The sequence below is a fragment of the Pantoea sp. PSNIH1 genome, assembly GCF_007680655.1.
Lineage (GTDB): Bacteria > Pseudomonadota > Gammaproteobacteria > Enterobacterales > Enterobacteriaceae > Pantoea > Pantoea eucrina.
The window spans coordinates 704,611-730,404 of record NZ_VEIP01000001.1; the positions used below are offsets into that span (position 1 = coordinate 704,611).

Consider the following 25,794-nt stretch of genomic DNA (forward strand, 5'->3'; position numbering starts at 1 on the left):
TTAAGTTGCAGCGTGTGGCGAAAGAATGCGGCCCAGCGCGGCCAGCAGCATATCCAGGATCAGGGCAATCAGCGCGGTAGCGGCCGCACCCAGAATCAGCGTCGGGAAATCGTTCAGATAGATCCCGGGGAAAATCAGCTCGCCGTAGCTGCTGGCGCCTATCAAAAAGGCCAGCGGCGCGGTGCCGACGTTAATCGCGGTGGCGATGCGCACGCCGGCTAATATCACCGGCAGCGCGTCCGGCAGCTCAACCTGGCGCAGCCGCTGCAGGCGGGTCATGCCAATGCCTTTAGCCGCCTCGGTCAGCGCCGGTGGAACCGCGCACAGGCCGGCATAGGTATTGCGCACAATGGGCAGCAGCGAGGCAAGAAACAGCGCAATCAGCGCCGGTCGCTCACCGATGCCCACCACGACCATAGCCAGCGCCAGCACGGCCAGAGGCGGGAGGGTATTGCCGACGTTGAAGATCTGCATAACATATTCAGCCTGACGTCGCGCAAAAGGACGGCTCAGCACAATCCCGGCAGGGATCCCCACCAGCAGGGCGCAGAGCATGGACCAGAAAACCAGCCAGAGATGCTGCTGGCCAAGATAGATCAGATCGGTCTGGCGGGCGCGCAGCGTATCCGGACCAATGCCCCAGATCAGAAGCGAAACGAGTAGCGTAAGAGTGAGAAGAGCCAATCCGGTGCGCCGGATCAGCGATGCGTGAGGCATAACCGTTTTCTCCCTGAATAAACAGAACTATCAGCTATGATTGCTCTGCTGAGCGGCAGGATAAGAGGCCGCGTTCGATAGCAAAATTTTATGGTTAAGGTGCGGGTTGCCTGCGTTCGGCATAAATTTACAGATAATTAACCTGACGGCTAAAAGTCTATAGCAATCTCTGATCGGCAACGCCAGCATTTAACGCAAAAAACAGCTGACAGTGAGGGGTCAAAACCGCCTGCAGCCCGCACCGGGTACGGGATGGTATGACAATAAAAAAAATTCATCGAAAAAGGTTACCCTGTCACATAAGCACGGGCTGTGTGGCGGGATAAGAGAGAGTAAAACGGGATAAGGAGCGTTATGTCAGAGCACGCTGAAGTTTTGCGCAGCCATCGTCCATGGATTTTGTTTGCCTGTATGCTGGCTATGTTTATGGCCGCGATTGAGGTGACGATTGTGGCGACGGCGATGCCTACGATCATTGCCGATCTGGGCGGCTTCGCGCAGTTTGGCTGGGTATTTTCTATTTATCTCCTGACGCAGGCGGTGAGCGTGCCGCTTTATGGCCGTTTAGCCGATATATGGGGACGTAAGCGGCTCTTTTTTGTCGGGGTATCGCTGTTTTTGTTTGGCTCAGTGCTGTGCGGCTTTGCTCATACCATGACATGGCTCATTCTGTTTCGCGCCTTTCAGGGGCTGGGAGCGGGTGCCATTATGCCGCTGACCACTACCATTGTGGCGGATATCTACTCCCCGCGTGAACGCGCCACCGTTCAGGGCTGGCTCTCCAGCGTCTGGGGCGTGGCGGCAATTATCGGACCGCTTAGCGGTGCGTGGCTGGTGCAGCACTTCAGCTGGGCGGTGATCTTTTGGGTCAACGTGCCGATAGGGCTGATCTCTATGCTGCTGCTGGCGCGTTTCCTGCCCGCCCGCCCGGTCTCCGCCGCAGGTGCGCTGAATATTACCGGCAGCTGCTGGCTGATGATCAGCGTCACTGCGCTGCTGGTGGCGCTGCTGCAGGCGGAAGCGCTCGGCTACTGGCTGCTGCCGTTTCTGCTGCTGGCAGGCGTGGCAGGCTGGCGTCTCAAACGGCACGAACAGCAGACGGCGGCACCGCTTTTCCCGCTTGCGCTGTGGCGCAGCCGTCTGATTGTGGCAGGCAACGCCGGTAATCTGATTATCGGCGCCACCATGATGGGCATCAGCGCGTTTCTGCCCACCTGGATCCAGGGGATCACCGGCGGTACGCCGCTGCAGGCGGGCAGCGCGCTGGCGATGATGTCAATTGGCTGGCCGATTGCCAGTACGCTCAGCGGTCGCCTGATGCTCGTGACCTCTTATCGCTTCACCGCTCAGCTTGGCGCACTGTTACTGATCGCCGGCAGCGCGCTGCTGCTGCTGCTCCACGCGGAAAGCTCCGTGCTGCAGGCGGGCTTTACGGCCTTTGTTATCGGCACCGGCATGGGCATGACCAGCACCACGTTTCTGGTTTCCGTGCAGAACCATGCGCAGTATGAGATCCGCGGTATCTGTACCGCCTCTATTATGTTCAGCCGGATGCTGGGTTCAGCGCTGGGAACCGCACTGATGGGGGCGGTTTTAAACATCAATCTGGCGCAGCGGCTGCCGCAGGCGGAGGATCCGATGCAAAAAATCATGTCGCCGGAAAGCCGGGAGGCGTTGCCGGTTGCAGAACTGCAGCTCTGGACGACCCAGATTGCCGCATCGCTGCACTGGGTATTTATCGTGGCCTTGCTGATCGCGCTGCTGACGGTGTGGATCGCCTGGCTGATGCCGCGTCAGCGACCGGAGATGGAATAGAAGAGAAGAAGCGGGGCAGCGGCGGCTGCCCCGGTTGCAGGTTACTGCGCTGACATATCCTGAGAGCTGCCGGCGCTGTCGGGTGCGCTACCATCTGCGTCCCGCATATTCTTTTTATAAACAATTTTTTGCGTATCATTTTCACAGTGGCCGACCACCTGACCGCCCGCCTGATCGGCCTGATCGTTTGGCACGATATCCAGCGTAAAATCTGACTCCGCCACGCCATTACTGACAATTTTTTTACTGATATCGGCGCGAACGCTGTCGCAGGAGGCCTGAGCCATCAGCGGCAGCGTCATCACACCCAGCAGCAGTACCAGAGAACCCTTTTTCATCGCAAACTCCTTGTTGACTGTCTCTCTGAACACTATAGCAGCAGCGCCGCGTTACGGCGCGACCGGACGACCGGTGCGGCGATCGAGGCAGCGCAGGGTATTCTCTTCCCAGTAAGCGTTGACGTTATAGCTCTTGTCGCAGGCGTCGCGGGTATCAAACGCGCGGTCCGCTTTGTCGAACTCTTTCTCTGTCCGGGTATTAATCTTGCTGCGCAGATTACGCGTATCGTTCCACTGCTCTTTACTCTGGCGGGCGGCTTCATTGCTGGCCGCGCTATTGCCATCTTCCACGATCAGGCGATCGGTACGGGCAGCGGCAAAGGGAGCGCTCAGCAGCACGCTGGCCGTCAGCAGCGCCGTAAACAGAACGGAAGCATAGTTTTTCATGATGTTGTCCTTTAGTCAGACCCGGTCAGCCGTGCGAGGCTGTTGCCGTAACAGCGGCTAGTATATCATCCTGCTTTTGCTGCTCACCAGCGGGGTGCAGCGCGTTGAGGGAACAGAGAGCAGAGTTATGCTGATCAAGACCGCACTATTATTTTTCATTACGGCTGTCGTAGAGATTGCGGGCTGTTTCTTGCCCTGGCTCTGGCTGCGTAAAGGGATGAGCGCCTGGCTGCTGTTGCCGGCTGCGGCGAGTCTGGCGCTATTTGTCTGGCTGCTCACGCTGCATCCGGCGGCGAGCGGGCGGGTTTACGCGGCGTATGGCGGTGTCTATGTGTTTACGGCGCTGATCTGGCTGCGCGTGGTGGATGGGGTACGGCTGAGCGCATGGGACTGGGCGGGCGCGCTGATAGCGCTGTGCGGGATGCTGATTATTGTCACCGGCTGGGGAAAAGCGTAACAGCGTCACCCGGTGCTATCAGGTGACGTTGTCACACACGGTTATGCGTCTTTATGCACTTTCAGCCCGGCGGTGGTCTGGCTGACCGGCATAATCTCCAGCGTGTTGATATTGACGTGCGCTGGCAGCGTGGTTACCCAGTAAACGGCCTCGGTGACATCCTCTGCCGTCAGCGCCGTTGTACCTTCATACACCGCGCCGGCGCGATCGTCATCGCCTTTAAAGCGCACGTTGGAAAATTCCGTTCCGCCTACCAGACCCGGCTCGATATCGGTCACGCGCAGCGCGGTGCCGTGGAGATCGGTACGCAGATTCAGGCTGAACTGGCGCACAAACGCTTTGGTTGCGCCATAGACGTTGCCGCCCGCATAGGGCCAGCTGCCGGCAATGGAACCGATATTGACGATATGCCCGACGTTGCGCTCTACCATGGCAGGCAGCAGCGCCCGGGTCATGAAAACCAGGCCTTTGGTATTGGTGTCGATCATATTCTCCCAGTCATCGACGCTGGCTTTATGGGCTGGCTCAGTGCCCAGCGCCAGGCCGGCGTTGTTGACCAGTACATCAATGTTGCGCCACTCTGCCGGCAGCGCAGCGATGACCTCCTCGATAACGGCACGATTACGCACATCGAGCTGAACGGTATAGAGGTTTTCACCCAGCTCATCCTTCAGCGCCTGCAGCCGTTCGGCGCGCCGCCCGCTGGCGATCACTTTATGGCCTGTGGCAATGAAGCGACGGGTAATACTTTCACCAAACCCCGCAGTAGCACCGGTAACAAAAATAATCATCTCACTGTTCCTTAACTGTTTTCAGGTAGTCCGCGTTTAACCATATCACCATCATTCTTCGCCTGCTGAAAAAAAGCGGCCGGCAAACTCTCTGTCGCCGGAATGCGTTAACAGGGTGCAGGCGTGCATCGCGCTGATGCATCATGGTGCAGCGTGAGCGGTCGCCAGCAGATCTTAACGCCGGTGCAGGCGCGCGTAATCGTTTGCGCATCCGGTTGCCTCTCTTTTAGCCTAACCTTATGATTTAGCAGGTAAATAACCCTGAACTGGCACGGCTTTTGCACACTCATTTTATCTTACTGAGAGGATGAGTTATGAATGCTGACAACGAGACGCTGCTGCGCGCCAGTTTTTTTGATTTTACCCGCACGGTAGATCAGCCAGAGGCGCTGAGTGACGCCGCACGCTATCTCGCTGATGGTCTGCTCACGCTGCGTGCAGGAAAAATTGTCAGCCTGGAAAGCTGGAGCAGCGCGGCGCCACGGGTGGATAGCCGGCGGGTCACGGACCTGCGCGGCAAGCTGATTGTGCCGGGGTTTATCGATACCCATATTCACTATCCGCAGACGGAAATGATGGGCGCGTTTGGCGAACAGCTGCTGACCTGGCTGAATAACTATACCTTTCCGGTTGAGCAGCAGTATCACTGTGCAACCCATGCGGCAAAGATGTCCGATTTTTTCCTGCAGCAGCTGCTGGCTAACGGTACCACTACCGCACTGGTGTTTGGCACGGTGCATCCGCAGTCGGTTGACGCGCTCTTCAGCGCGGCGGAGCGGCTCAGCATGCGGCTCATTGCCGGTAAAGTGATGATGGACCGCAACGCGCCGGACTACCTGACTGAAACCCCCGAAACGAGCTATCAGCAGACGCGGGCGCTGATTGAGCGCTGGCACCGGCGCGGCCGTCTTGGCTATGCGCTGACCCCACGCTTTGCGCCGACCTCTTCGCCACAGCTGCTGGAACGGGTAGGTCAGCTGCGGAGAGAGTTTCCCGATACCTGGCTGCATACGCACCTGAGTGAAAATCCGCAGGAGGTGGCGTGGGTCAGAGAGCTTTTTCCCGAGCGCAACGGCTATCTCGATGTCTATCACCACTATCAGCTCACTGGCGCACGCAGCGTATTTGCCCACTGCCTGCATCTGCAGGACCATGAGTGGCAGTGCCTGCACGACACCGGTTCAGCCATCGCATTTTGCCCTACTTCAAATCTGTTTCTTGGCAGCGGGCTGTTTGATCTCAAACGCTGCTGGCAGGAGAACGTGCGCATGGGGATCGGCACCGACGTTGGCGCTGGTACCACCTTCAACCTGCTGCAGACGCTGGGCGAGGCGTATAAAGTCGGGCAGCTGCAGCACTATAAGCTGACCGCCTGCGAAGCGCTTTATCGCGCCACGCTGGGCGGGGCGCAGGCGCTGGATCTCGACGATAAAATTGGCAACTTTGCGCCCGGCAAAGAGGCGGATTTTGTGGTGCTGGATCCGGCCGTATCGCCGCTGCAGCAGCTGCGTCATGGCAACAGTAAAGATATCTTCGAGCAGCTGTTTGTTCTGATGACGCTGGGTGACGATCGCAACATTGCGCAGACCTGGGTAAATGGCCAGCCGGTGTGGCAAAAAGAGAGGGCGGGCAGCACGCCGGGTTGTTGCCCGCACACCGGCGTGCCAGGATAAAGGCTCTCTGCCGCAGGCTATTGCGGCGTTGCTGATTATCAGGAGCGATAATGAACCGATCCGCCAATCCCTTTTTTAGCGCCAGCACGCTGCCGTATCAGGCGCCGCCGTTCGATCAGATAAGCGAAGACGATTTTCTGCCGGCGCTGGAAGCGGGCATCGAAGAGAAGCGCCGCGAAGTCGCCGCGATTATCGCAAACCCTGCGCCACCGGACTTTGCTAATACGTTTGAAGCGCTGGAGCGCAGCGGCCTCTTACTGAGCCGGGTGTGGCAGGTCTTTTCAGCCATGACGGCAGCGAATACGTCGCCACGCCTGCAGGAGGTGGAAGAGATCATTACGCCCGCCCTGGCGGCGCTGCACGATGAGATCTACCTCAATAGCGCGCTCTTCGCCCGGCTGGAGGCAGTCTGGCAGCAGCGCAGTACCGCCTGCCCGGACGCAGAGGCGGTGCGGCTGACGGAGGTTACCCGGCAGGCGTTTCAGCTGGCCGGAGCCAGCCTGAGTGATGATGAAAAACAGCGGCTGCGCGACATCAATCAGGAGCTGGCAGGCCTCAGCACCCGCTTTGGTAACCGTCTGCTGGCGGCGACGCAGTCAGCCGCTTACACCGTCAGCAGCCCGGAGGCGCTGGCGGGACTCGACGATGCAGCGCTGGAGCAGGCGCGTGCCGCTGCGGCCGCACGTGGTCTGGATAATCAGTGGCTGATCCCGCTGCAAAACACCACGCAGCAGCCAGCGCTGAGCCGGTTAACCATCCGCGCCACGCGGGAAGCGCTGTTTGAGCAGGCGCTGAAGCGCTGTGAGCGTAACGATGTTAACGATACGCGGCCGCTGGTTTCGCGTATGGCGCAGCTGCGGGCGGAGCAGGCCGCGCTGCTGGGCTATAGCAGCTATGCGGCGTGGAACCTGCAGGATCAGATGGCGAAAACGCCGGATGCCGCGCTGGACTTTATGCGCAATATTGTGCCGGCAGCCTGCGAGCGCGCCGGGCGCGAGGCCGCAGAAATAGAACAGCTGATGGCTGAGCAGCAGCAGAGATTTGACCTGCGCGCCTGGGACTGGAATTTTTACGCAGAGCAGGTGCGCCAGGCGAAATATGACTTTGATGAAGACGCTATTCGCCCCTGGTTCGCGCTGGATAGCGTGCTGGAGCGCGGCGCGTTCTGGGCCGCCACGCAGCTTTACGGTATTCGGTTCAGCCAGCGCCACGATCTGCCGGTCTATCATCCGGATGTGTGCGTCTATGAGATTTTCGACGCCGATGAGACGCCGCTGGCGCTGTTTTATACCGACTTTTTCGCTCGTGATAATAAAAGCGGCGGGGCATGGATGGGCAACTTTGTTGACCAGTCTGCGCTGCTGGATCAGAAACCGGTGATCTACAACGTCTGCAACTATACCAAACCGCAGCCTGGCCAGCCGGCGCTGCTGAGCTGGGATGATGTTATCACGCTGTTCCACGAATTTGGTCATGCGCTGCACGGCCTGTTTGCCAGCCAGCGCTACGCCAGCCTCTCCGGTACGGCCACGCCGCGCGATTTTGTGGAGTTTCCGTCGCAGATTAACGAACACTGGGCCAGTCATGAGGCGGTGTTCGCCAGCTATGCGCGCCACTGGGAAACCGGGGAGCCGATGCCCGCTGCGCTGCGCGAAAAAATGGTACAGGCCGCTACCTTTAATAAAGGTTATGACATGACCGAACTGCTGGCCGCGGCGCTGCTGGATCTGCAATGGCACTCCCTCTCCGCGCACGATAAGCCACAGGATGTGGAACATTTTGAACGGCAGGCGCTGCAGGCAGAAAACATTGCGCTGTCAGCAGTGCCGCCGCGCTATCGCTCCAGCTATTTTCGTCACATCTGGGGAGGAGGATATGCGGCAGGCTATTACGCCTATATCTGGACGCAGATGCTGGCTGACGATGGTTATCAGGCGTTCACTGAACAGGGTGGCCTGACGCGGGAAAACGGGCAGCGCTTCCGGGATCTGGTCTTGTCACGCGGAAACAGCAGCGATCTGCAGCACGTCTGGCTGAGCTGGCGCGGTAAAGCGCCAGCGCCAGAGCCGATGCTGCGCCATCGCGGATTAAGCGCAGAGTAGGGCAGAAGCGGTGGCGCGCTATCCCATCGGGCCACCGCAGATTGTGTCGCACATGCCAGCCAGCACCCGCTCGCCGCTTTCGGTTTTTAGCTCTTCATACCAGGCTGCCGTCAGCGCGGGCTCTTTACCGTGCGTCACGTCGCAGCGCTTGCGTGCCTTCAGCACCAGGTCGCGGGTGCGGTCCAGCCGGCGCGCCTGATAGCGCAGCAGCGCATCTTCCACCCCCAGCGAATGTGTCGCCAGCGTTTGTGCCAGCACCACGGCATCTTCCATTGCCGCGCAGCCGCCCTGACCAATATCGGGGGTGGTGCTATGGGCTGCATCGCCCAGCAGCGCCACGCGTCCGCGCACAAAGCGGGTAAGGGGTTCGGTATCGTGTATTTCGACCCGGTTAGTGGTGAGCGGATCGAGCTGCGCTATCAGCCGCTGCACCGGTTCGGCCCAGCCGGCGAAATAGCCGCTGAGATCGGCGCGCAGCGTGGTGCGATCCTGAGCGAGGCCGGCAGGTAGCGGCACATCAAAGAAGAAGTAGAAGCGGTTGCCGGCAACCGGCATCAGCGACACGCGCTTGCCGTCGCCGACAAAAGTGGTCCACTGATCGGCGGGTGCAATCGCTTCATCCACGCTAATCAGCCCGTTCCAGTTTACATAGCCCGCATAGCGACGCGCCACGCGCTCGCCCAGAACCGCCTCGCGCAGTACAGAGTGCGTGCCGTCCGCAGCGATCAGCAGGTCGCCTGTGGCTTCGCTGCCGTCGGCAAAGAAAGCGGTAACGCCCTGCGAGGTCTGTTCAGCATGCGTGACGCGCCTGCCAAAGCGAACGCGCGTCCGGCCATAAGTATCAAGCAGCATCGCCTGCAGCCCGGCGCGTGATACCGGCGCAGGATATTCACCGGTGCGCTGCACCAGCGGATCCAGGCTGAAGCGGGTCAGGGGGGCACCGCTTCGCGCATCGTGATAAGCCATCCAGGCCATATTGCCGCTCAGCGCGCGCAGCGGCTGTTTCAGACCGAGGGCATTCAGGCATTTCACGCCGTTAGGCCAGACGGAAATGGCTGCGCCAACCGGTTTCATCTCCGCAACGGCCTCATAGACTTCCGTCTCAAAGCCCGCCCGTTCCAGGGCGATAGCAGCACTCATTCCGCCGATACCGGCGCCAATAACAATCACTTTCATCATGCTCTCCTGTGCTCAGTCAGGGAGATACTGCAACTTCTGTACCAGATGCGCGCCAACAGACAGCGTGTTGATAACTATGGTTTTTTATAAAAGAGACATAATGATGAAACGATTGTTGCAGCGCGTTCGCACTTTTATAGTGCAACTCTATGCGAATGAATCTTTTGTTTCATGCGGCATTCTGACCAGGTTTTGCGCATACTTAAAGCTTCAGAGCGGAGGATTAATCATGAAGTGGATAATTGCGTTAATGATGGCGTGCAGCGTAAACGCGATGGCGCAGAGCAGCTGGCAGCCGTCGCCCAAATCGCCGTCTGCTATGTTTACCCCGATCGCGTCAAAATGCGATCTGTCGGCCTGTCAGCAAAACTGCTACGTACAGCAGTCACAGTGCAAAAATGATAGCGGCGGCGGATGTGGCTCGCTGGCGCAAATTTGTGTACAGAACTGCACCAGCCAGTGTCGCTGAGTATCAGCGGGTCTCGCGCCAGATGTCGCGCATCGCCAGCTCCAGTTTTTTAAACTGGTGATAGCGCGCGTCGTGGAAGCTGACCCACTCCGGCCGCGGCTGCCGCTCTTCCGGCTGCAGACGCACCGCATGCTGCACCGCATCCGTCAGATCCCGCCACACGCCCACGCCAACGCCTGCACAGAGCGCGGCGCCCAGCGCGCCGGTTTCCGTACACTCTGCCACCCGCACCGGAATATTCAAAACATCGGCAAACATCTGCGGCCAGATGACGCTGCGCGCGGCGCCGCCTGAGAGCGTGGCACGGGTAAATGGGAGGCCGGCAGCGTGCAGCCGGTCAATATGCGCCCGGTGAGCAAAGGTCACGCCCTCAAACAGGGCAAACAGCATATCTGCACGGGTATGCCAGCCGCCCAGCCCGTAAAAGCCGGCGCGGGCCGGTTCCGGTTTGCGGCCGGAGTAGAGGTAGGGGTGATAAAACGGCAGATGCGGATCCTGACGGATTTGCGCCACGCACTCACTGCTCTGCACCGCGCCTTTTCCTCCGCGCCGGTCGTCAAATTCCCGCAGAAACCAGTTGAGGTTGGCCGCCGAGGTCGCGCTGGCCTCAATCGCCATAAAGCGGTCCCGTTCTATCATTGAACTCATGGAAACCGGGCGAAGATAGTCAGGTTTATCCACCACAACCTGATTGATACTCCACGTACCCGCTACGATTGAGGCGTCACCGCAGCTGACGACCCCCGATCCCGCTGCGCTGGCCACCACATCAAACAGACCCGCCACCACCGGTATACCCGCCGGCAAACCGGTGCGTGCCGCCGCCAGCGCGGTAACATAACCGCTGACAGCGCTCGATTCACGCAGCGGCGGCAGCCAGGCTGCTGCCTCCTGAATGTCATAGAGTGCCAGCAGTTCACTGCTGTAATCGCGAACGCGATAGTCAATCAGCCCGGCACCCGCCGCATCTGAATAGTCGCTGCTGAGCGCGTCGCTGAGAAAATGGACGATAACATCTTTAGCGCTCAGTACCGCACCGATCTGCTGCCATATCTGAGGCTGGTGCTGTTTAACCCAGCTCAGCAGCACCGGCGTGGAGGCTGCCCACGGCGTCTGGCGGGAGAGGGTATAAATGGCGTGCTGTTTTTCAGCCTGCTCCAGCGCAGCGACAATATCGTCCGCCCGCCGATCGATCGACTGAATGCCAAGCTGCGGCTGCAGCGCCCGGTCCAGCGTATAGAGGCCATTGCCGTGTCCGGCGGCGCCCACTGCAATGATATCCTGTGCGTCCGTGCCCGCCTGCAGCAGGCAGTGACTGATCGCCTGTTCAGTACCGTGCCGGATGGCGGCTATCGAACGCTCGGCGTAGCCCTCCTGCGGCTGCAGCGTTTCGCCGCTATGCTCAGCCACGGCCAGTATCGTCCCGCTGAGATCAAACAGCACCGCCTTGATCATCGTATTACCGGCATCAATACCCAGGATTTTCATATCCGGCTCCGTAAAACCGCAGAGGAGAGCGCGCACAGAATGTGCGCCAGGTCAGGCGTCAGCCTGCTGATAAAGGGCCAGCGCATCCTCGTCGCTGGCACCCTGATGAATAATGGCCATCAGGGCGGCGACGACCCGGGCAGGAGAGGCGTGCTGATAAACATTGCGCCCATACACCATGCCGCTGGCACCCTGCGCCATCAGCAGCGCGCTTTTGTGCAGTACCGCACCGATCTCGCCTTTACCCCCACCGCGCACCAGCGTCGGACAGCGCGCCGCCTCTACCACGCGGTGAAAATCAGCCGGGTTGTCGGTTGGATCCGCTTTAATAATATCGGCGCCCAGTTCGCGCGCCAGCCGCACCAGCGGAACAATCTGCTCTGCATCGCCCAGTGAACCGTAGGCGGCCCCCTGACCGGCGGGTGCCATCACCAGCGGCTCAATCATCAGCGGCATGCCGTAGCGGTCGCACGCATGGCGCAGCCGGCCAATATTTTCGATGCACATGCGAAAAATCGCGGGTTCATCGGGGATAAGATAAAGATTCACCACCACGGCGGCCGCATCCAGCTGCAGCGCCGCCAGAACCGGCTCATCGGGATTATGCAGCACTGCCCACATCTCGCGATGGCGCACGGCGTTATAGGCGTTGCCGACGTCGGTGCGCAGCACCAGAGCGGGTTTCACTCCTTCCGCGCACTGCAGCAGATCTGCCTGTCCGTAATTGAGCTGAATCGCATCGGGCTGCGCGGCAATCAGGTTCTGCATCACCGCGTCAATATTCTCAAGCCCCTGCAGAAAATCGGGTTCATTGGCAATACCGTGATCGACCGCTACGTCCAGACAGCGGCCGTGACGGAATAACCGCTTCATGCGTGCCTTACTGCTCGCTGACATGCTGTGCCTCCTGCTGCATCACCGTAGGGTAGAGGCCATGCAGACCGTGAAAACGCGCCAGCGACGCGCAGCAGCGCTGCAGCTGCTGTACCCGCTGACGCTCGCTCCAGCCCAGCGTCTGCGCCATCAGCAGCGAGATCTCCTGAATGAGCGGCGGGGTCAGCTCGCCGCCGATCGCCAGCGACGTGCGGCGCACCAGCAGATCTTCCAGCTGGCACACCTGCTCATGCTCTGTCAGATAGCGCAGTTCCGTGGCGCTGTAATCGGCGTGGTGATGCAGCGGACGGTCGTCATCGCGCAGCAGCGACAGCAGCGGTAAGGCGCGGCTGCCGTAACGTTTTACCAGCTGCGTGACGCGCGGCAGCGGCAGCGCATGCTGCTGCGCCAGCTGGGCGATCCAGGCGGGCTGGGCCGCCGGAGCAGGGAAGTCGCGCCCGCCGCCAATCGCTAAATCAGTGGTGGAAACATGGCGCTTTTCGCCCAGCAGCCGCAGAACGCGATCGGCCGCCTCTTCACCGAAGCGGCGAAAAGTGGTCCACTTACCACCTACCAGACAGAGCGTGCTCCAGGCGCGGGTGGGATCGGGCGGCAGCATCACCAGCGAGTGGTTACGTGATATCTGACCGCTCAGCTTTGCATCACTGGCAGGCAGCGGACGTACGCCGCAAAAGGTGTAGACCACGGCGGACTCCGGCACCACCACCTCAGGAAAGACAAAGCGCAGCGACTCAAGAATATACGCTTTCTCGGCTGCCTCGCAGACCACGTTATCGGGATCGTCAACGCGGATATCCGTTGAGCCGGCCAGGACTTTACCTCCCCACGGATAGAGGATGCAGACGCGGCCCTCCTGATTCTCGAAGTAGACCATTTCACCATCAAGCATGCGCAGCAGTTCCGGATGATCGAGGATCAGATGTGACCCTTTGGTGCCGCCAATCAGTTTCTGCCGGGCGCTTTTGGGCGCTATCTGCTGGTTAAGCTGATCAATCCATGCGCCGCCGGCATTGACCAGCACGTGTGGCTGCAGGCGAAACTGCTCTCCGCTCAGCGTATCTTTCAGCGTGACGCTCTCACCGTCGCTGCTGATTAACTGCATATAATTCAGCGCCAGCGCGTCGCTGCAGGCGCGCTCCGCATCCTCCACCAGCTCAAGCCCCAGCCGTTCAGGGGCGCTGATCCACGCATCATAGTAGCTGGCGCTATATTTCACCCACGGCGCAAAGCCCGGCCAGCGATCGCGGGTTGCCGCCTCGCTTCGTACCTGATGTTTAGGCATGGAGCCATACTGGCGCGTATAGAGGTCATACAGGCTGAGGCCGGTTTTGATCAGCAGCGCACCGCGCCGGGCAGGTTTGTCACTGAGGCGCAGAAACCGTCGCGTGGCGTTGACCATGCCGCCGCCGAAGGTTTCCACCGGCACCGTCGTCCGCAGCGGGAAAACATAGTGCGACGCGTTTTTCAGCAGCCGGTCGCGCTCGATCACAGACTCTTTAACCAGACCAAACTCACCGGTTTCAAGATAGCGCAGGCCGCCATGGATCATGCGCGACAGGGCACCACTTGCCGCCTGACACCAGTCATCGCGCTCCACCAGAATAGCCGGGATGCCCTGAAGGGCCAGTTCGCGAAAGGTACTGATGCCGTTTATGCCGCCTCCGGCAATCAGGACCGGTGTAATCTGACGCTGGCGCAGCCTGTCGAGACGCTCATTACGGGTTAACACAGTAGCCATAGCACGCTCCCTGACGGTGAAGGCTTATCCGTCAAAGGTATAGGAGTGCGCAGCCAAAACGGCAAACCCGCTTACTCAGGATGTGACTCTGTTCACTTACACCACGAATGGGCATGTGGGGTGGGCCGGGGGCGGATATACTATGCGCACCGCTTTTGGTTCTGAGGAATAAGGATTATTCATGCGACGCCGCGTTATGGCTACATTTTTGCTGTTTATCGCCACTTCCGCTGCTGCCCGGGCACCGGATAACATTATTGAGCCGCTGATGGCGCGCTTTGCGATCCCCGGCATGGCGGTTGCCGTGCTGAACAAAGGCCAGACGACCTTTTATAGTTACGGTGGCACTTCAACCGATCGCGGAGAACCGGTCACCTCCCGCACGCTGTTTGAGATCGGCTCGCTGAGCAAAACCTTTACCGCCACGCTCGCCAGCTACGCCGTACAGCAGCATAAAATGCAGCTTCGCGACAGCGCCAGCCAGTGGCTGCCTGCTCTGCAGGGCAGCGCGCTCGATCGCGTTACGCTGCTGAACCTGGCGACGCATACCAGCGGCATGCCGCTGTTTGTGCCGGAGGATGTCACGGATAGCGCGCAGCTGATGCAATGGTATAAGGCGTGGCAGCCTGAGGCAGAGCCGGGAACAGAGCGCGTCTATTCAAACCTCGGTATTGGTATGCTCGGCATGATAGCGGCGAAGAGCCTGAATATGTCATTTATGCGCGCAATGGAGTCGATGCTGCTGCCGGCGATGGGAATGCATCGTACTTTTCTTCAGGTGCCGCCGCGCGCCATGCCGGATTACGCGCAGGGCTACGATAAACAGAACCGGCCGGTACGCGTGACGCCCGGGCCGCTGGATGCAGAAGCGTATGGGCTGAAATCAACGTCAGAAGATCTGATTCGCTGGATCGGTATTCAGATGGGAGAGGTTAACGTGGTACCTGCCTGGCGGCAGGCGGTGGCTGCCACCCATCAGGGCTATTTTCGCACGGCGGCATTTACGCAGGCGATGATGTGGGAGTACTACCCGCTGCCTGTTACTCAGCAGCAGCTGGTGGCGGGGAACAGCAGCAAAATCATACTTAACGGTATGCGGGCCACGCCGGTTTCTCCTTCTGCGCCGGTGCCGCTGCGCGCCTGGTATAACAAAACCGGCTCAACCAATGGCTTTTCAGCCTATGCGGTGTTTATCCCTTCCCAAAGGGTGGGGCTGATTATGCTGGCCAACAAATGGATACCCAATGACGATCGCGTTATTGCTGCAGATGAGATTATCCGTGCGCTGGCAAAGTGAGGAGAGACGATGAATATACGGGCATTGCGGGCTGAGGATTATGTGGCCTGGCTGCGGTTATGGCAGGGCTACCAGCAGTTTTATCAGACAGAGATTGATGAGGCGACGACCGGCGAAACGTTCCGGCGCATGCTCTCCCGTGCGGAACCGATGTATTGTCTGGTGCTGGAGCAGGGTGGCAGCATGGTGGGGCTGGTGCATTTTCTGACGCATCGCTCCACCTGGACGCGCGGTGACTACTGTTATCTGCAGGACCTGTTTGTCGCAGAAGCGGCGCGCGGTAACGGTGCGGGTGAGGCGCTGATACTGGCCGTCTATGAGCAGGCCAGAGCGCGCGGCTGTTCACGGGTCTACTGGAACACGCAGGAGGGAAACGTCGCCGCACGGGCGCTGTACGACCGGATGGCGACAAAAACAGAATTTATTCAGTATCGTTATCTGGTAGCACCTTAGTAGTTACAACAAACAGTTTTCCATGATAAAAAGGATTAACCTCCTCTGCAAAAAATTGCCTGACAGAAAATATAAGCCGCGGGCAGGGCAGCCCGCAGGAACTAAGCTTTTTGTTACCGCACACTTTCAAATGAAACCTTCTGCCAGCTGTGACCGCGTCCGGATTTCCGCCACAGCTGACTTGCTATACGCCAGCCGCATGTTATGAATGAAATTCAGTTAACTTTCATTTGAAACCAGAGCGAGAGGTGATTTCTGTGACCACTTTATTCTCTTCAGAGCAGCAGCCCGACGATTTCAGAAAAAGCATTCGTCAGATGAAGCAGCAGCTGCGCCAGCAGATCGGAGATGTGGAGGCGCTGTATAAGCAGGTGCGGGAGAGCGTGGTGACGGAGCTTGCCGCGGCCAGAAATGAAGAGGCGCAGTCTGGTTCCGCCTGGCCCCAGCTGAGCTGGCAGGCGATAGCCGCAGGTGAAATCAGTGAGGCGCAGAAAGCACATATCCGGCGGCGCGGCTGTGTTGTGGTAAAAGGTAATTTCAGCCGCGAATGCGCGCTGGGATGGGATGCATCGATGATGCGTTATCTGGACGATAACGATTTTATGACCGGCTACCGGGGACCGGGAGATGATTTCTTTGGCAATCTTGCGGCGTCGCGGCCGGAAATCTATCCGATTTACTGGAGTCAGGCGCAAATGGCCGCGCGGCAGAGTGAGGCGATGGCTGCCACCCAGCGATTCCTCAATCACCTGTGGCGGTTTGATTCTCAGGGTAAACGCTGGTTTGACCCTGATGTCAGCATTATCTATCCCGACCGCATCCGCCGGCGGCTGCCCGGCACAACCTCTAAAGGGCTCGGTGCGCATACCGATTCCGGTGCGCTGGAGCGCTGGCTGCTGCCGGCTTATCAGCAGGTATTCAGACATATCTTTAATAACCGCTTTGCACAGTACGACCCGTGGGATGCGGCATACCGCACAGAGGTAAATGACTACCAGTCCGGTACTACCACAAAATGTTCGGTATTCCGTACGTTTCAGGGCTGGACGGCGCTCTCTGATATGCAGCCGGGTCAGGGTTTGCTGCACGTTGTGCCGGTGCCGCAGGCAATGGCGTTACTGCTGCTGCGTCCTCTGCTCAGCGATGTACCGGAAGAGGAGCTATGTGGGGTTGAGCCGGGTAAAGTCCTGCCGGTATCGGAGCGCTGGCATCCTGAACTGATTGCCGGACTCTGCTCCATTCCGGCGCTGGAAGCGGGCGATTCCGTATGGTGGCATTGCGATGTGATACATTCTGTCGCGCCGGTAGAAGATCAGCAGGGCTGGGGTAATGTGATGTATATTCCGGCCGCGCCGATGTGCGACAAAAATCGCGCTTACGCGCATCAGGTGGCGCAGGCGCTGACAGAGGGTGTTTCACCCGGTGATTTCCCGCGTGAAGATTATGAGGTTAACTGGCAGGATCGCTTTACGCCCCAGCATCTGAACGCCCGCGGCCGTCAGGCGCTGGGCCTTACTGACTAACTGCAGGACACTATGAACGCACGTCATCAGTCAATTATCGAGCTGCTCAGTGCGCGCGGCAGCGTCAGCGTCAGCGAGCTGGCGCTGACCACCGGCGTCTCTGAAGTCACGATGCGCCAGGATCTTAACCAGCTGGAAAAAGAGGGGCTGTTGCGTCGGGTGCATGGCTCCGCCGTTGCTGCGGGCGGTGACGACGTCAGCGCCCGGATGCAAACCCGCCTTGCCGTAAAAAAACGGCTGGCCGATTATGCCGCCTCTCTGGTGAATGCAGGGGAAACGGTATTTATTGAGGGGGGCAGCACCAATGCGCTGCTGGCACAGGCGCTGAGCGAGCGGCATGACGTTACGCTGGTCACGGTAAGCCACTATATTGCCGGCCTGCTGCGTGAAAAGGGCGGCGACGTCATTATTCTCGGCGGTCTGTTTCAGAAAAGCAGTGAGTCGGTGGTCGGTCCGCTAACCCGGCTCTGTATTCAGCAGCTCAGCTTTCATAAAGTCTTTATCGGCATTGATGGCTGGGATCGCGCCACCGGCTTTACCGGGCGCAACATGCTGCGCTGCGATGTGGTTCATGCGCTGCTGGAAAAGCCTGCGCACACTATTGCGCTGACCGACTCCTCTAAATTTGGTCAGATCCACCCTTATGCGCTGGCGCCGCATCAGCCGTTCAGGCAGCTGATTACCGACAGCGAGCTTGATCCGGCCGCTCAGGCGCTGCTGACGGCGCAGGGAACGGAGGTCACGCAGATTTAACCTGGCGGTGCAGAGCGCTATTTTACTGACCGGTCAGCGTTATATCAGCAGCGCCTGCGCCGTGACCTCATCAGTGATCAGCCCGGAGAGCTGACCGCTGCTCAGCACGGCACGAATAGCCGCCACTTTACTCAGGCCACCCGTCAGCGCCACAATCTCACTGCGGTTCTGGCTGAGCGGCACGGAAAGTGTCCGCGCCGTCAGTGAGTTGTGGATCAGCGTGCCGTCGGCGGCAAAAAAGTGGCCCAGCAATTCTCCCACCGCGCCGGCTGCAGAGAGGGCGTTGATCTCCGCCTCTTCGAGCATGCCGGCTTCAACCAGCTGAGCCGCCGGCTCTACCGTCCCGATACCGACCAGCTTGACCTCACTGCGCGCGGCCATATCAAAAATCTCGCTGACGCCGCGCTGCGCCAGCAGAACATCGCGATCTTCTTCAGTGTTCGCAAAGAACGGCACCGGCATCATGTAAGACTGCGCGCCGGTTTTGGCGGCGATGCGGTGCATAACATCATGCGGGTTGAGCGCATAGTTGCGCGTCAGGCAGCCCAGCAGCGACACAAAACGCGCCTGTGGTGCCTCAAGGCGCGCCAGCTGATGGATCGCCGCGGAGAGGGTACGGCCATGCCCCAGCCCGAGCGTAATCGCGGGCGCGCCGAGCAGCAGCTGGCGCAGATAGTCCGCGCCAGCCATCCCCAGCGCCCGCACCGGCAGCCCGGTCTCACCCAGATCGGGCGCAACCTGACAAAACCGCAGGCCAAAGTGCTGACGCAGCTTATCCTCCAGCGCCACGCAGTCGAGAATATCGCCATCAATGGTGATTTTTACTGCGCCTTCCGCCACCATGCGCGCAATCAGGCGGTGCGTTTTTACCGAAGGCAGCCCCAGTCGTTTAGCGACTTCAGCCTGAGTCAGGCCGCCTACGTAGTGCAGCCAGGCCGCACGCAGCGCCAGAGAGTCATCACGATCGGCAGAAGCAGGTGCGGATTTCATGTCTTTGTCCATTCAGAGTAGAAGACGACGCGGGCTCCGGCCCGCGTGTTTAGCTGTGCGCTCCGGCGGGCCGTTGCGTCGCCAGATGCAGGTCCGCCACGCCGGTTTCAATATGGCTGGCCCAGAAAGCGACGCTCTCTGCGATCTCCGCCACGGCGCGACTGTCGGTGGGCTCGCGCTCTTTGAAACTCAGCTCCAGGCAGATTTCATTATCCTGCGCGCCACCACGCGCCAGCGCCTCCAGCAGCGGCTGCGGCTGAATACGGCCGCCGTCATTGTACTGCATTGTAAACGGACGATGCCCGCCTTTATCCATCATGCTCTGCTTGATATGAATGATCGGTGAGCAGCGCGGCACCGCTTCAGCCCAGGCGTAAGGATCGTAATCCTGCGGATCGGCCGAGGTCACATCACCGTGATCAATATCCGCCATCATCCACATCGGCAGGGCAAAATCGCGCTGGCTCAGGCGCTGCTGCAGTGCCAGCGCGGCGGGAATGGTTTCGCCAAACTCGCGCGCCACACTCATCGGCTCCCAGAAAAGATATTTCAGCCCCGCCGCGCGCGCATGTTCAGCGACCTCCTGCCAGCAGTCAGTGGCGATATCGATAAGCGTTTCGCGGCGCTCTGCGTCCCGGAAGTCGCGCTGCGTAAAAATGGCAAATTGCGAGCCGATAGCCACACCGCCCAGTTCAGCGGTGATGTCCGCAAAGGTTTTGAACCAGTCAATATAGTAGCGGCGCACCGCAGCATCGGGATGACCAAAGTGGTTCAGTCGCCCGTAGGGGCCGGTCATACCGGAGGTGACGCGCACGCCGGTGGCGTTCAGCGCCTGCTGCATACGACGCGTCATTGCGGTTATCGTCGCGGCAGGCCAGCCCGGATTGATAAATTCATGGGTCAGCTGCAGGTCGCGAATGCGGATCTGTTCCGCCACCGTGATAATTAAGTCGTGCGGATCGGCAAAGCGGTTAACCAGCGGATTCGTATTAAGCGAAAGAGTCAGGGCCATATCAGTTCTCCTGTCCGGCACGGGCGCGCAGCGGGATCACGCGCGCGGAAGCCGCTTCAAACCAGGTGATGAACGCATCGCGCTGCGCCGGGGTAAGGTGCAGCTGATGTTTAGTGCGCCGCCACAGAATATCCTCCGCCTGCTGCGCCCACTCGTGGTCAGCCAGATAGCGTGCTTCTGCTTCATACAGCAGTCCGCCAAAATGGCGTCCCAGATCGCTCAGCGCCGTTGCATCTGCCAGCAGCTGTGCGATGCGCGTTCCATAAAGACGGGCGTAGTGTTTACGCAGCGGCTGCGGCAGCCATGGCCAGCGCGCTTTGCACTGTTCAAGAAAGGTTTCAAAGTCGGCGTCAGCCATATCGCCTCCCGGCAGCGTGGCCGCACGCGTCCAGTCAGCGCCCATCTGCGGAAAGAAGGGGGCTAGCTTCTGCAGGGCGTGCTCTGCCAGCTTGCGGAATGTAGTGATTTTCCCGCCGAAGACGTGCAGCAGCGGCGCATCCTGCTGGTTATCGAGGTCAAACACGTAGTCGCGCGTCACCGCGGAGGGGTTGCCTTTGCCGTCGTCAAACAGCGGACGCACGCCGGAGAAGCGGGTAATAACGTCAGCCGGGCGCAGCTTAACTTTGAAGTAGCGGTTAACGACGTCTAACAGATACTGTTGTTCCGTATCGTCGGCGGTCACCGCTTCCGCTTTGCCTTCCCACGGAATATCCGTCGTGCCAATCAGCGCTTTATCGCCTTCATAAGGATTGATAAAAATCACGCGCTTATCGGTGTTCTGCACCAGATACGCCTGCTGACCCTCCCAGAATTTAGGCACGATAAGGTGTGAGCCTTTCACCAGACGCACCCGGCGCTGGCTGTGGCTCTGCGTCACGTCGCTCACAATGTCCAGCACCCAGGGTCCCGCCGCGTTGACGATTGCCCGCGCAAACAGCGTGCGGCGCTCGCCGCTGCTGACATCTTCAAGGGTTATCTGCCATTTGCCGGCCAGGCGCTGTGCGGCAACGCAGCGCGTGCGCGGCAGAATGGTTGCGCCGCGCTCAGCGGCATCCAGCGCGTTCAGCACCACCAGCCGCGCGTCATCCACCCAGCAGTCGGAGTACTCAAACCCTTTTTTATAGCTGTCGAGTAGCGGGGCACCTTCCGGATCGCGCGTCAGATCGAGTGAGCGCGTACCGGGCAGTTTCTTACGGCCGCCCAGATGGTCATAGAAGAAGAGGCCGAGCCGTACCAGCCAGGCAGGGCGATCGGAGGGGCTGTGCGGCAGCACAAAGCGCATCGGCCAGATAATATGCGGGGCAGCATTCAGCAGCACTTCCCGCTCAATCAGCGCTTCGCGCACCAGCCGGAACTCATAATACTCCAGGTAGCGCAGGCCGCCGTGCACCAGCTTCCCGGAGCGGGAGGAGGTGCCCTGCGCCAGATCGTCTTTTTCACACATCGCCACCGACAGGCCGCGACCGGCGGCATCACGGGCGATACCGGCGCCGTTAATGCCGCCGCCAATAACAAACAGATCCAGCATAGTGTCACTCATGATTGACTCCGTTACAGGTATTCATCGCCTGCCAGCAGGCCGGCAGATCGCTGCGGATCTGCTGATAATGAGGAAACAGCGCGTCATAGCGCTGCATCAGATCGGGCTGCGGCGCTTCCGGTGCATCAAGCAGCGGGCGGACCCAGGTTTCGGCACACGCGGCCATAGAAGAGAACGCGCCCACTGCAACCGCGGCCATCATTGCCGCGCCGGCCGCGCCCGCTTCTTCACGCTGGCTGATACGCACCGGGGCACCGATAGCCGCCGCGAGGATCTGCCGCAGCGGCGCTGAACGCACCGCACCGCCGGTCAGACGGATCTCGCCGGGCCGATCCTGACCCATCGCCTGGTAGCAGTCGCGCGCGGCCATACCAATTCCCTCTACCACGCCGCGCACCAGGTCTCCAAAAGTGTGCTGATAGTGCAGGCCGGTAAAACCGGCACGCGCGCTGGCATTCACGAAGGGACCGCGTTCGCCCGCCAGTGAAATATAGGGATGAAACAGCAGCGTGCCAGGTGTGGTGTGCGTCAGCCAGCTATCAATCTGCGCCACCAGCCGGGCGTGATCGGTTTCGCAGCCAAAGCTCTGCAGCAGGTCTCCGGCGACATTCAGCAGCCAGTCCAGATTCAGCGTCGAGGCCATATTGGTCTGAACCTGCGTGACATAACCGGGCCACGGCAGCGGGATCACGTAGCCGGTCTGCGCCGGATTGAGCCAGACATCATCAACAGTAACGCTGCGCAGATGGACGCCGGTTGAACCCACAATCGAACAGGCGGTATTGGCCTCGCCGGTGTGGACGCCCGCGCCCAGCGCCGTCATCGCCATATCCACATAGCCCAGCACTACCGGGGTCCCGGCCCGCAGGCCCGTCAGCGCTGCCGCCTCGCGGGTCAGGGGATGCGTGGTCTCTGTGCCCTCGACAATCTCCGGCAGCAGATGACGCCGGTGCGTCAGCCCCAGCGCGTCAATCACGGTGTCGTCATAGCCGGCGTGACGAAAGTTGCCAAAGGTAAAACTCGCCTCAGACGGGTCGGTGGCGCGTACACCGGTCAGGTTAAGGTAGAGCCAGTCTTTGCAGTGCAGCGCGACGTCAGCCTTTGCCAGCAGTTCAGGAAAGTGCCTGTCCATGTGTGCCAACTGCGCCCCCTGCTGGCAGGTATTGAGTCCGGTGCCGGTGGCGCTGAAGCGCGCCTGCGCCAGCGGATGCTGATTCAGCGTGGCCACCGTGGGGGCCGCCCGGGCATCGAGCCAGATCCAGGCGTCACCCACTGGCCGATCTTCCGCATCCACCAGCCAGCTGCCGTCCCCCTGAGCCGTCACGGCTAAAGCCACTACGCGGGCGGCCAGGTTGTCGATATGGTCGCCGAGCTGACGCAGGGCGCTGGCCGCATCCTGCCAGGTTTGTGACATCGACTGCTGCGCTGCGCCACCTGCTGCGCGATAATAGCGGTTACGTACCGACGCGCAGGCCAGCTGTTTGCCGGTCAAATCAAAGGCTACCGCCTTGACCACCGAGGTACCTGAATCCAGGCCCACAATGATATCGCCACTCTCCACCGACACCTCCACCTGGTATGTGCTGCGGGCTGCCTGCGATCCCGCCGTATGCCGTGTTAACGGCGTGTGATTATTATGCTGCTGCTAGTGATACTTCTTTTCTCACTTAGATAACATATCTTTCGTATTAAATTTCAATACAGGTAAAATATTTCATCCCACTTAGCGAGCAGGATCACGAAATCACCGCCCGACTGAGTCACCTCCAGACAACTTATCCTCGCCAGCATCCCTGACATAAGGGAATTTAAACCTTTATCAGCGGTTGCGGTTCAAACAGCGATCCAGATCGCTCTCCTGAAAAAATCGCCGCCGGGCTGTTGACATTTTAGTCACATCAGCACAATTCTCATCACATTAGTTATCACATATATAACACAGCCTGCGTTAATTCCGGGCTGTTAACCCGATGAGGTGTCGTTATGTCTGATGTTTCAGTGCTCGCACACCAGCTTGACCGGCAGCGCAGGCGTCGCCTGCTGCTGACCGCCGTGCTGAGCTGTGCCGTCATAGCCGGCATTGCCCTGGATACCCACGTTGTCAGAACCGACGCCGCCGGGCAGACGCAGCAGGGCTTTTCACCAGACAGCTGGGCGGAACAGCACTTTTCTGAGGTGAAGCAGAGCGTGGAGCGTCGCGCCGTTGCGGCGCAAACGCTGGCCGCAGCGCTGCAGGCGAACCAGCAGGCCGCCGCCGCGCAGTATGGTGTCGGCTCGCCGCTGCCGGTGATCCCGGTCAGGCTGGAGGGCGTGGTGCAGCCGGGAGAGAAGGGGATTTTTCCGCTGCAGGTCGCCGGCGTGCCGGAGAACCTGAAAGTACGCCTGCAGACCGGGCCGGCCCTGAGCGGTACCGATCTGCGCGACGCCAGCGGCACTATTCAGTTCGGCGATTTTACCAACCAGATTGAGTATCAGAACGCCGGGGCAGCGCTGAACCGCGCCATGAAAAACAGCGTTCTGGAGAAGCTTGACCGCAACGCGCTGCCGGGCAAGACCGTGGAGGTCATCGGGGTGTTTCGCCTCCTTAATGCCAGTAACTGGCTGATCACACCGGTCAGCGTGGAGGTTAAATGAAACCCTTTCCTGTTAATCCGGCTCTGTTAAAAGGTGAAGTGGTGCTGCAGGCGCGTAACGTCAGCAAGGTGTATGGCTCAACGCATGCGCTAAAAGGCGTGAATTTTGAGATACGCCGCGGCGAAGTCACCACGCTGTTTGGTGAAAACGGCGCCGGCAAGTCGACCTTAATGAAGATTTTATCCGGCGTGATTACGCCAACATCCGGGGAAATTTTGCTCAATGGCGAAAGTAAGCTATTTCACTCCGCCACCGAGGCGCGCGGCTGCGGTATCTCCATTATTCATCAGGAGCTGAATCTCGCGCCCAATATGAATGTCCGTGACAACATCTTCATGGGACGCGAAATCATGGGGGCCACCGGCGTCGACTACGACGAAGAGGCACGGCTGACCCGGCACCTGATGGCGGCGCTCGAAGAGGATATCGATCCGCTGACGCCGGTAGAGAACCTGCGCCTCGGCCAGCAGCAGATTGTGGAGATTGCCCGGGCGCTGTCGGTGAATTCGCAGATCCTGATCATGGATGAACCAACCTCGGCCCTGAGCGCCGCCGAAGTCAGCGTGCTGTTTCAGGTGATCCGCGATCTCACCAGCCAGGGCGTCGCCATCGTTTATATCTCTCATCACCTGGAGGAGGCGCTGGAGATCACCGACCGCGCCGTTGTGTTGCGCGACGGCGTGATGACCGCCTGGGCAGAGCGCAGCGATATCGATCTTGAGTGGATCGTACGCAACATGGTGGGGGAGCATTTCGATCTCGGCTCGCCGCCGCAGGGTTACGCCTTTGGCCCGCCCGCGCTGACGGTTGAGAACCTGACGGTGAAGAGTAAAACCGGCATCCGGCTGGTAGACAACCTGTCGCTGACCATAAAGGCGGGCGAGATAGTCTGTATTTATGGCCTGATGGGAGCAGGGCGCACGGAGCTGCTGGAGTGCATTGCCGGACGTATCGCGCAGAGCAGCGGCGATATCCGGCTGCAGGAGACGGAGATTAGCCGCTTATCTCTGGCGCAGCGTATCGCTATCGGGCTGGCGCTGGTGCCGGAAGATCGGCAGCGCGACGGACTGGTACAGACCATGAGCGTAGGGGAGAACCTGTCGCTGGCCAGCATCGGTGAGTTTGTCCGGGGACTGATGCTCTCCGCCCGCCGTGAGAAGCAGCTGGTAAGCGATACCATTCGCAACGTCACGGTGAAAACCGCAGGCGGTGACGCGGCGATCGGCTCGCTCTCGGGCGGTAATCAGCAGAAAGTTGTGATTGGCAAGATGCTGGCGACGCGGCCCAACGTGCTGCTGCTCGATGAGCCAAGCCGCGGCATCGATATCGGTGCCAAAGCAGAAGTGTTTCGCCTGCTGGCAGAGAGTGCGAAGCAGAGGCTGGCGGTGGTTTATACCACCTCCGAGGTTGGTGAATGTCTTAGCATCGCTCACCGCATCGTGGTGATGAGCAAAGGGCGTATCTCCGCCATTTTCGACGCCAGCGTGAGTAAAGAGCGCATCATGGCGGCGTCGGGTGAAGCACTGGTGGCATAACATGAAAAA

At 59.8% G+C, this 25,794-nt stretch carries 23 protein-coding genes; 11 read left to right on the top strand and 12 right to left on the bottom strand.

What is annotated here, in order from left to right; translation table 11 throughout:
- Positions 1–717, bottom strand: a complete 717-nt coding sequence (locus FS690_RS03275; protein ID WP_108569330.1) for an ABC transporter permease — start codon at positions 715–717, stop codon at positions 1–3.
- 354 nt (positions 718–1,071) lie between these two features.
- Here FS690_RS03275 and FS690_RS03280 point away from each other — a divergent pair, with 354 nt between their 5' ends.
- Positions 1,072–2,532 (top strand): MDR family MFS transporter, encoded by a 1,461-nt coding sequence (locus FS690_RS03280; RefSeq protein WP_104084981.1) that lies wholly within the window; start codon positions 1,072–1,074, stop codon positions 2,530–2,532.
- A 41-nt stretch (positions 2,533–2,573) separates the two neighbouring features.
- On the opposite strand, the gene FS690_RS03285 is transcribed toward FS690_RS03280, so the two are convergent.
- Together FS690_RS03285 and FS690_RS03290 are read right to left on the bottom strand one after the other, a co-directional pair.
- Entirely contained in the window at positions 2,574–2,870 is a 297-nt protein-coding gene (locus FS690_RS03285; RefSeq protein WP_145339068.1) for a DUF1161 domain-containing protein, read from the bottom strand.
- Between the two features lie 51 nt (positions 2,871–2,921).
- Positions 2,922–3,257: a DUF1283 family protein gene (locus FS690_RS03290; protein ID WP_039384383.1), complete on the bottom strand. Its 336-nt coding sequence runs from the start codon at positions 3,255–3,257 to the stop codon at positions 2,922–2,924.
- A 130-nt stretch (positions 3,258–3,387) separates the two neighbouring features.
- Between FS690_RS03290 and FS690_RS03295 the strand changes: the two genes are divergently transcribed.
- Positions 3,388–3,714 (top strand): YnfA family protein, encoded by a 327-nt coding sequence (locus FS690_RS03295; protein ID WP_145339329.1) that lies wholly within the window; start codon positions 3,388–3,390, stop codon positions 3,712–3,714.
- Positions 3,715–3,755: 41 nt separating this feature from the next.
- On the opposite strand, the gene ydfG is transcribed toward FS690_RS03295, so the two are convergent.
- The gene (gene ydfG, locus FS690_RS03300) at positions 3,756–4,505 is read right to left on the bottom strand and encodes a bifunctional NADP-dependent 3-hydroxy acid dehydrogenase/3-hydroxypropionate dehydrogenase YdfG (RefSeq protein WP_039384381.1); all 750 of its coding nucleotides are present in this window, start codon (positions 4,503–4,505) and stop codon (positions 3,756–3,758) included.
- Between the two features lie 314 nt (positions 4,506–4,819).
- Between ydfG and guaD the strand changes: the two genes are divergently transcribed.
- A complete protein-coding gene (guaD, locus tag FS690_RS03305) occupies positions 4,820–6,178 on the top strand; it encodes a guanine deaminase (RefSeq protein ID WP_108569329.1) in 1,359 nt (452 codons plus the stop codon).
- A 50-nt stretch (positions 6,179–6,228) separates the two neighbouring features.
- Complete coding sequence (gene dcp / locus FS690_RS03310) at positions 6,229–8,280, top strand: peptidyl-dipeptidase Dcp (RefSeq protein ID WP_108569328.1); 2,052 nt, start codon at positions 6,229–6,231, stop codon at positions 8,278–8,280.
- Between the two features lie 18 nt (positions 8,281–8,298).
- Here the strand turns inward: dcp and hpxO are convergent, their stop codons facing one another.
- Positions 8,299–9,456, bottom strand: a complete 1,158-nt coding sequence (gene hpxO, locus FS690_RS03315; RefSeq protein ID WP_039384376.1) for an FAD-dependent urate hydroxylase HpxO — start codon at positions 9,454–9,456, stop codon at positions 8,299–8,301.
- 232 nt (positions 9,457–9,688) lie between these two features.
- Here hpxO and FS690_RS03320 point away from each other — a divergent pair, with 232 nt between their 5' ends.
- Positions 9,689–9,928, top strand: a complete 240-nt coding sequence (locus FS690_RS03320) for a hypothetical protein (protein WP_039384375.1) — start codon at positions 9,689–9,691, stop codon at positions 9,926–9,928.
- Positions 9,929–9,931: 3 nt separating this feature from the next.
- On the opposite strand, the gene FS690_RS03325 is transcribed toward FS690_RS03320, so the two are convergent.
- Genes FS690_RS03325 through FS690_RS03335 form a run of 3 tightly spaced genes read right to left on the bottom strand, consistent with a single transcriptional unit; the run spans position 9,932 to position 14,048 of the window.
- Positions 9,932–11,416 carry an FGGY-family carbohydrate kinase gene (locus FS690_RS03325; RefSeq protein ID WP_145339069.1) on the bottom strand — a complete coding sequence of 495 codons (1,485 nt, stop codon included), beginning with the start codon at positions 11,414–11,416 and terminating at the stop codon, positions 9,932–9,934.
- Between the two features lie 51 nt (positions 11,417–11,467).
- Entirely contained in the window at positions 11,468–12,313 is an 846-nt protein-coding gene (locus FS690_RS03330; RefSeq protein ID WP_145339070.1) for a class I fructose-bisphosphate aldolase, read from the bottom strand.
- Positions 12,297–14,048 carry a glycerol-3-phosphate dehydrogenase/oxidase gene (locus FS690_RS03335; protein ID WP_071668826.1) on the bottom strand — a complete coding sequence of 584 codons (1,752 nt, stop codon included), beginning with the start codon at positions 14,046–14,048 and terminating at the stop codon, positions 12,297–12,299. The genes FS690_RS03330 and FS690_RS03335 overlap by 17 nt, the downstream gene beginning before the upstream one ends.
- A gap of 181 nt (positions 14,049–14,229) precedes the next feature.
- On the opposite strand from FS690_RS03335, the gene ampC reads away from it, so the two are divergent.
- From ampC to FS690_RS03355, 4 genes are all read left to right on the top strand, one after another.
- The gene (gene ampC / locus FS690_RS03340; RefSeq protein ID WP_145339071.1) at positions 14,230–15,345 is read left to right on the top strand and encodes a class C beta-lactamase; all 1,116 of its coding nucleotides are present in this window, start codon (positions 14,230–14,232) and stop codon (positions 15,343–15,345) included.
- 9 nt (positions 15,346–15,354) lie between these two features.
- Positions 15,355–15,798, top strand: coding sequence for a GNAT family N-acetyltransferase (locus tag FS690_RS03345; protein ID WP_145339072.1), 444 nt, complete (start codon positions 15,355–15,357; stop codon positions 15,796–15,798).
- 317 nt (positions 15,799–16,115) lie between these two features.
- Positions 16,116–17,321 carry a YbiU family protein gene (locus tag FS690_RS03350; RefSeq protein ID WP_370512302.1) on the top strand — a complete coding sequence of 402 codons (1,206 nt, stop codon included), beginning with the start codon at positions 16,116–16,118 and terminating at the stop codon, positions 17,319–17,321.
- A 12-nt stretch (positions 17,322–17,333) separates the two neighbouring features.
- Positions 17,334–18,074: a DNA-binding transcriptional regulator YciT gene (locus FS690_RS03355; protein ID WP_039384365.1), complete on the top strand. Its 741-nt coding sequence runs from the start codon at positions 17,334–17,336 to the stop codon at positions 18,072–18,074.
- Between the two features lie 39 nt (positions 18,075–18,113).
- Here FS690_RS03355 and FS690_RS03360 read toward each other — a convergent pair whose 3' ends face one another.
- Genes FS690_RS03360 through FS690_RS03375 form a run of 4 tightly spaced genes read right to left on the bottom strand, consistent with a single transcriptional unit; the run spans position 18,114 to position 23,177 of the window.
- Positions 18,114–19,064: a sugar-binding transcriptional regulator gene (locus FS690_RS03360; RefSeq protein WP_039385931.1), complete on the bottom strand. Its 951-nt coding sequence runs from the start codon at positions 19,062–19,064 to the stop codon at positions 18,114–18,116.
- A gap of 49 nt (positions 19,065–19,113) precedes the next feature.
- Entirely contained in the window at positions 19,114–20,076 is a 963-nt protein-coding gene (locus tag FS690_RS03365; RefSeq protein ID WP_108569324.1) for a sugar phosphate isomerase/epimerase, read from the bottom strand.
- A 1-nt stretch (position 20,077) separates the two neighbouring features.
- The gene (locus FS690_RS03370; protein WP_071668821.1) at positions 20,078–21,616 is read right to left on the bottom strand and encodes a glycerol-3-phosphate dehydrogenase; all 1,539 of its coding nucleotides are present in this window, start codon (positions 21,614–21,616) and stop codon (positions 20,078–20,080) included.
- Entirely contained in the window at positions 21,609–23,177 is a 1,569-nt protein-coding gene (locus FS690_RS03375; protein WP_145339074.1) for an FGGY-family carbohydrate kinase, read from the bottom strand. The genes FS690_RS03370 and FS690_RS03375 overlap by 8 nt, the downstream gene beginning before the upstream one ends.
- Before the next feature lie 422 nt (positions 23,178–23,599).
- Between FS690_RS03375 and FS690_RS03380 the strand changes: the two genes are divergently transcribed.
- Both FS690_RS03380 and FS690_RS03385 read left to right on the top strand, forming a co-directional pair.
- On the top strand, positions 23,600–24,250 hold the full coding sequence (locus tag FS690_RS03380; RefSeq protein ID WP_145339075.1) for a DUF2291 family protein: 651 nt from the start codon (positions 23,600–23,602) through the stop codon (positions 24,248–24,250).
- On the top strand, positions 24,247–25,785 hold the full coding sequence (locus tag FS690_RS03385) for a sugar ABC transporter ATP-binding protein (RefSeq protein ID WP_145339076.1): 1,539 nt from the start codon (positions 24,247–24,249) through the stop codon (positions 25,783–25,785). The genes FS690_RS03380 and FS690_RS03385 overlap by 4 nt, the downstream gene beginning before the upstream one ends.
- Positions 25,786–25,794: the final 9 nt, after the last annotated feature.

Bases quoted from the DNA above. Each gene is read 5' to 3' on its own strand.
- FS690_RS03275 (WP_108569330.1), bottom strand. From the start codon at position 717: ATGCCTCACGCATCGCTGATCCGGCGCACCGGATTGGCTCTTCTCACT.
- FS690_RS03280 (WP_104084981.1), top strand. From the start codon at position 1,072: ATGTCAGAGCACGCTGAAGTTTTGCGCAGCCATCGTCCATGGATTTTG.
- FS690_RS03285 (WP_145339068.1), bottom strand. From the start codon at position 2,870: ATGAAAAAGGGTTCTCTGGTACTGCTGCTGGGTGTGATGACGCTGCCG.
- FS690_RS03290 (WP_039384383.1), bottom strand. From the start codon at position 3,257: ATGAAAAACTATGCTTCCGTTCTGTTTACGGCGCTGCTGACGGCCAGC.
- ydfG (WP_039384381.1), bottom strand. From the start codon at position 4,505: ATGATTATTTTTGTTACCGGTGCTACTGCGGGGTTTGGTGAAAGTATT.
- guaD (WP_108569329.1), top strand. From the start codon at position 4,820: ATGAATGCTGACAACGAGACGCTGCTGCGCGCCAGTTTTTTTGATTTT.
- dcp (WP_108569328.1), top strand. From the start codon at position 6,229: ATGAACCGATCCGCCAATCCCTTTTTTAGCGCCAGCACGCTGCCGTAT.
- hpxO (WP_039384376.1), bottom strand. From the start codon at position 9,456: ATGAAAGTGATTGTTATTGGCGCCGGTATCGGCGGAATGAGTGCTGCT.
- FS690_RS03320 (WP_039384375.1), top strand. From the start codon at position 9,689: ATGAAGTGGATAATTGCGTTAATGATGGCGTGCAGCGTAAACGCGATG.
- FS690_RS03325 (WP_145339069.1), bottom strand. From the start codon at position 11,416: ATGAAAATCCTGGGTATTGATGCCGGTAATACGATGATCAAGGCGGTG.
- FS690_RS03330 (WP_145339070.1), bottom strand. From the start codon at position 12,313: ATGTCAGCGAGCAGTAAGGCACGCATGAAGCGGTTATTCCGTCACGGC.
- FS690_RS03335 (WP_071668826.1), bottom strand. From the start codon at position 14,048: ATGGCTACTGTGTTAACCCGTAATGAGCGTCTCGACAGGCTGCGCCAG.
- ampC (WP_145339071.1), top strand. From the start codon at position 14,230: ATGCGACGCCGCGTTATGGCTACATTTTTGCTGTTTATCGCCACTTCC.
- FS690_RS03345 (WP_145339072.1), top strand. From the start codon at position 15,355: ATGAATATACGGGCATTGCGGGCTGAGGATTATGTGGCCTGGCTGCGG.
- FS690_RS03350 (WP_370512302.1), top strand. From the start codon at position 16,116: ATGAAGCAGCAGCTGCGCCAGCAGATCGGAGATGTGGAGGCGCTGTAT.
- FS690_RS03355 (WP_039384365.1), top strand. From the start codon at position 17,334: ATGAACGCACGTCATCAGTCAATTATCGAGCTGCTCAGTGCGCGCGGC.
- FS690_RS03360 (WP_039385931.1), bottom strand. From the start codon at position 19,064: ATGAAATCCGCACCTGCTTCTGCCGATCGTGATGACTCTCTGGCGCTG.
- FS690_RS03365 (WP_108569324.1), bottom strand. From the start codon at position 20,076: ATGGCCCTGACTCTTTCGCTTAATACGAATCCGCTGGTTAACCGCTTT.
- FS690_RS03370 (WP_071668821.1), bottom strand. From the start codon at position 21,616: ATGAGTGACACTATGCTGGATCTGTTTGTTATTGGCGGCGGCATTAAC.
- FS690_RS03380 (WP_145339075.1), top strand. From the start codon at position 23,600: ATGTCTGATGTTTCAGTGCTCGCACACCAGCTTGACCGGCAGCGCAGG.
- FS690_RS03385 (WP_145339076.1), top strand. From the start codon at position 24,247: ATGAAACCCTTTCCTGTTAATCCGGCTCTGTTAAAAGGTGAAGTGGTG.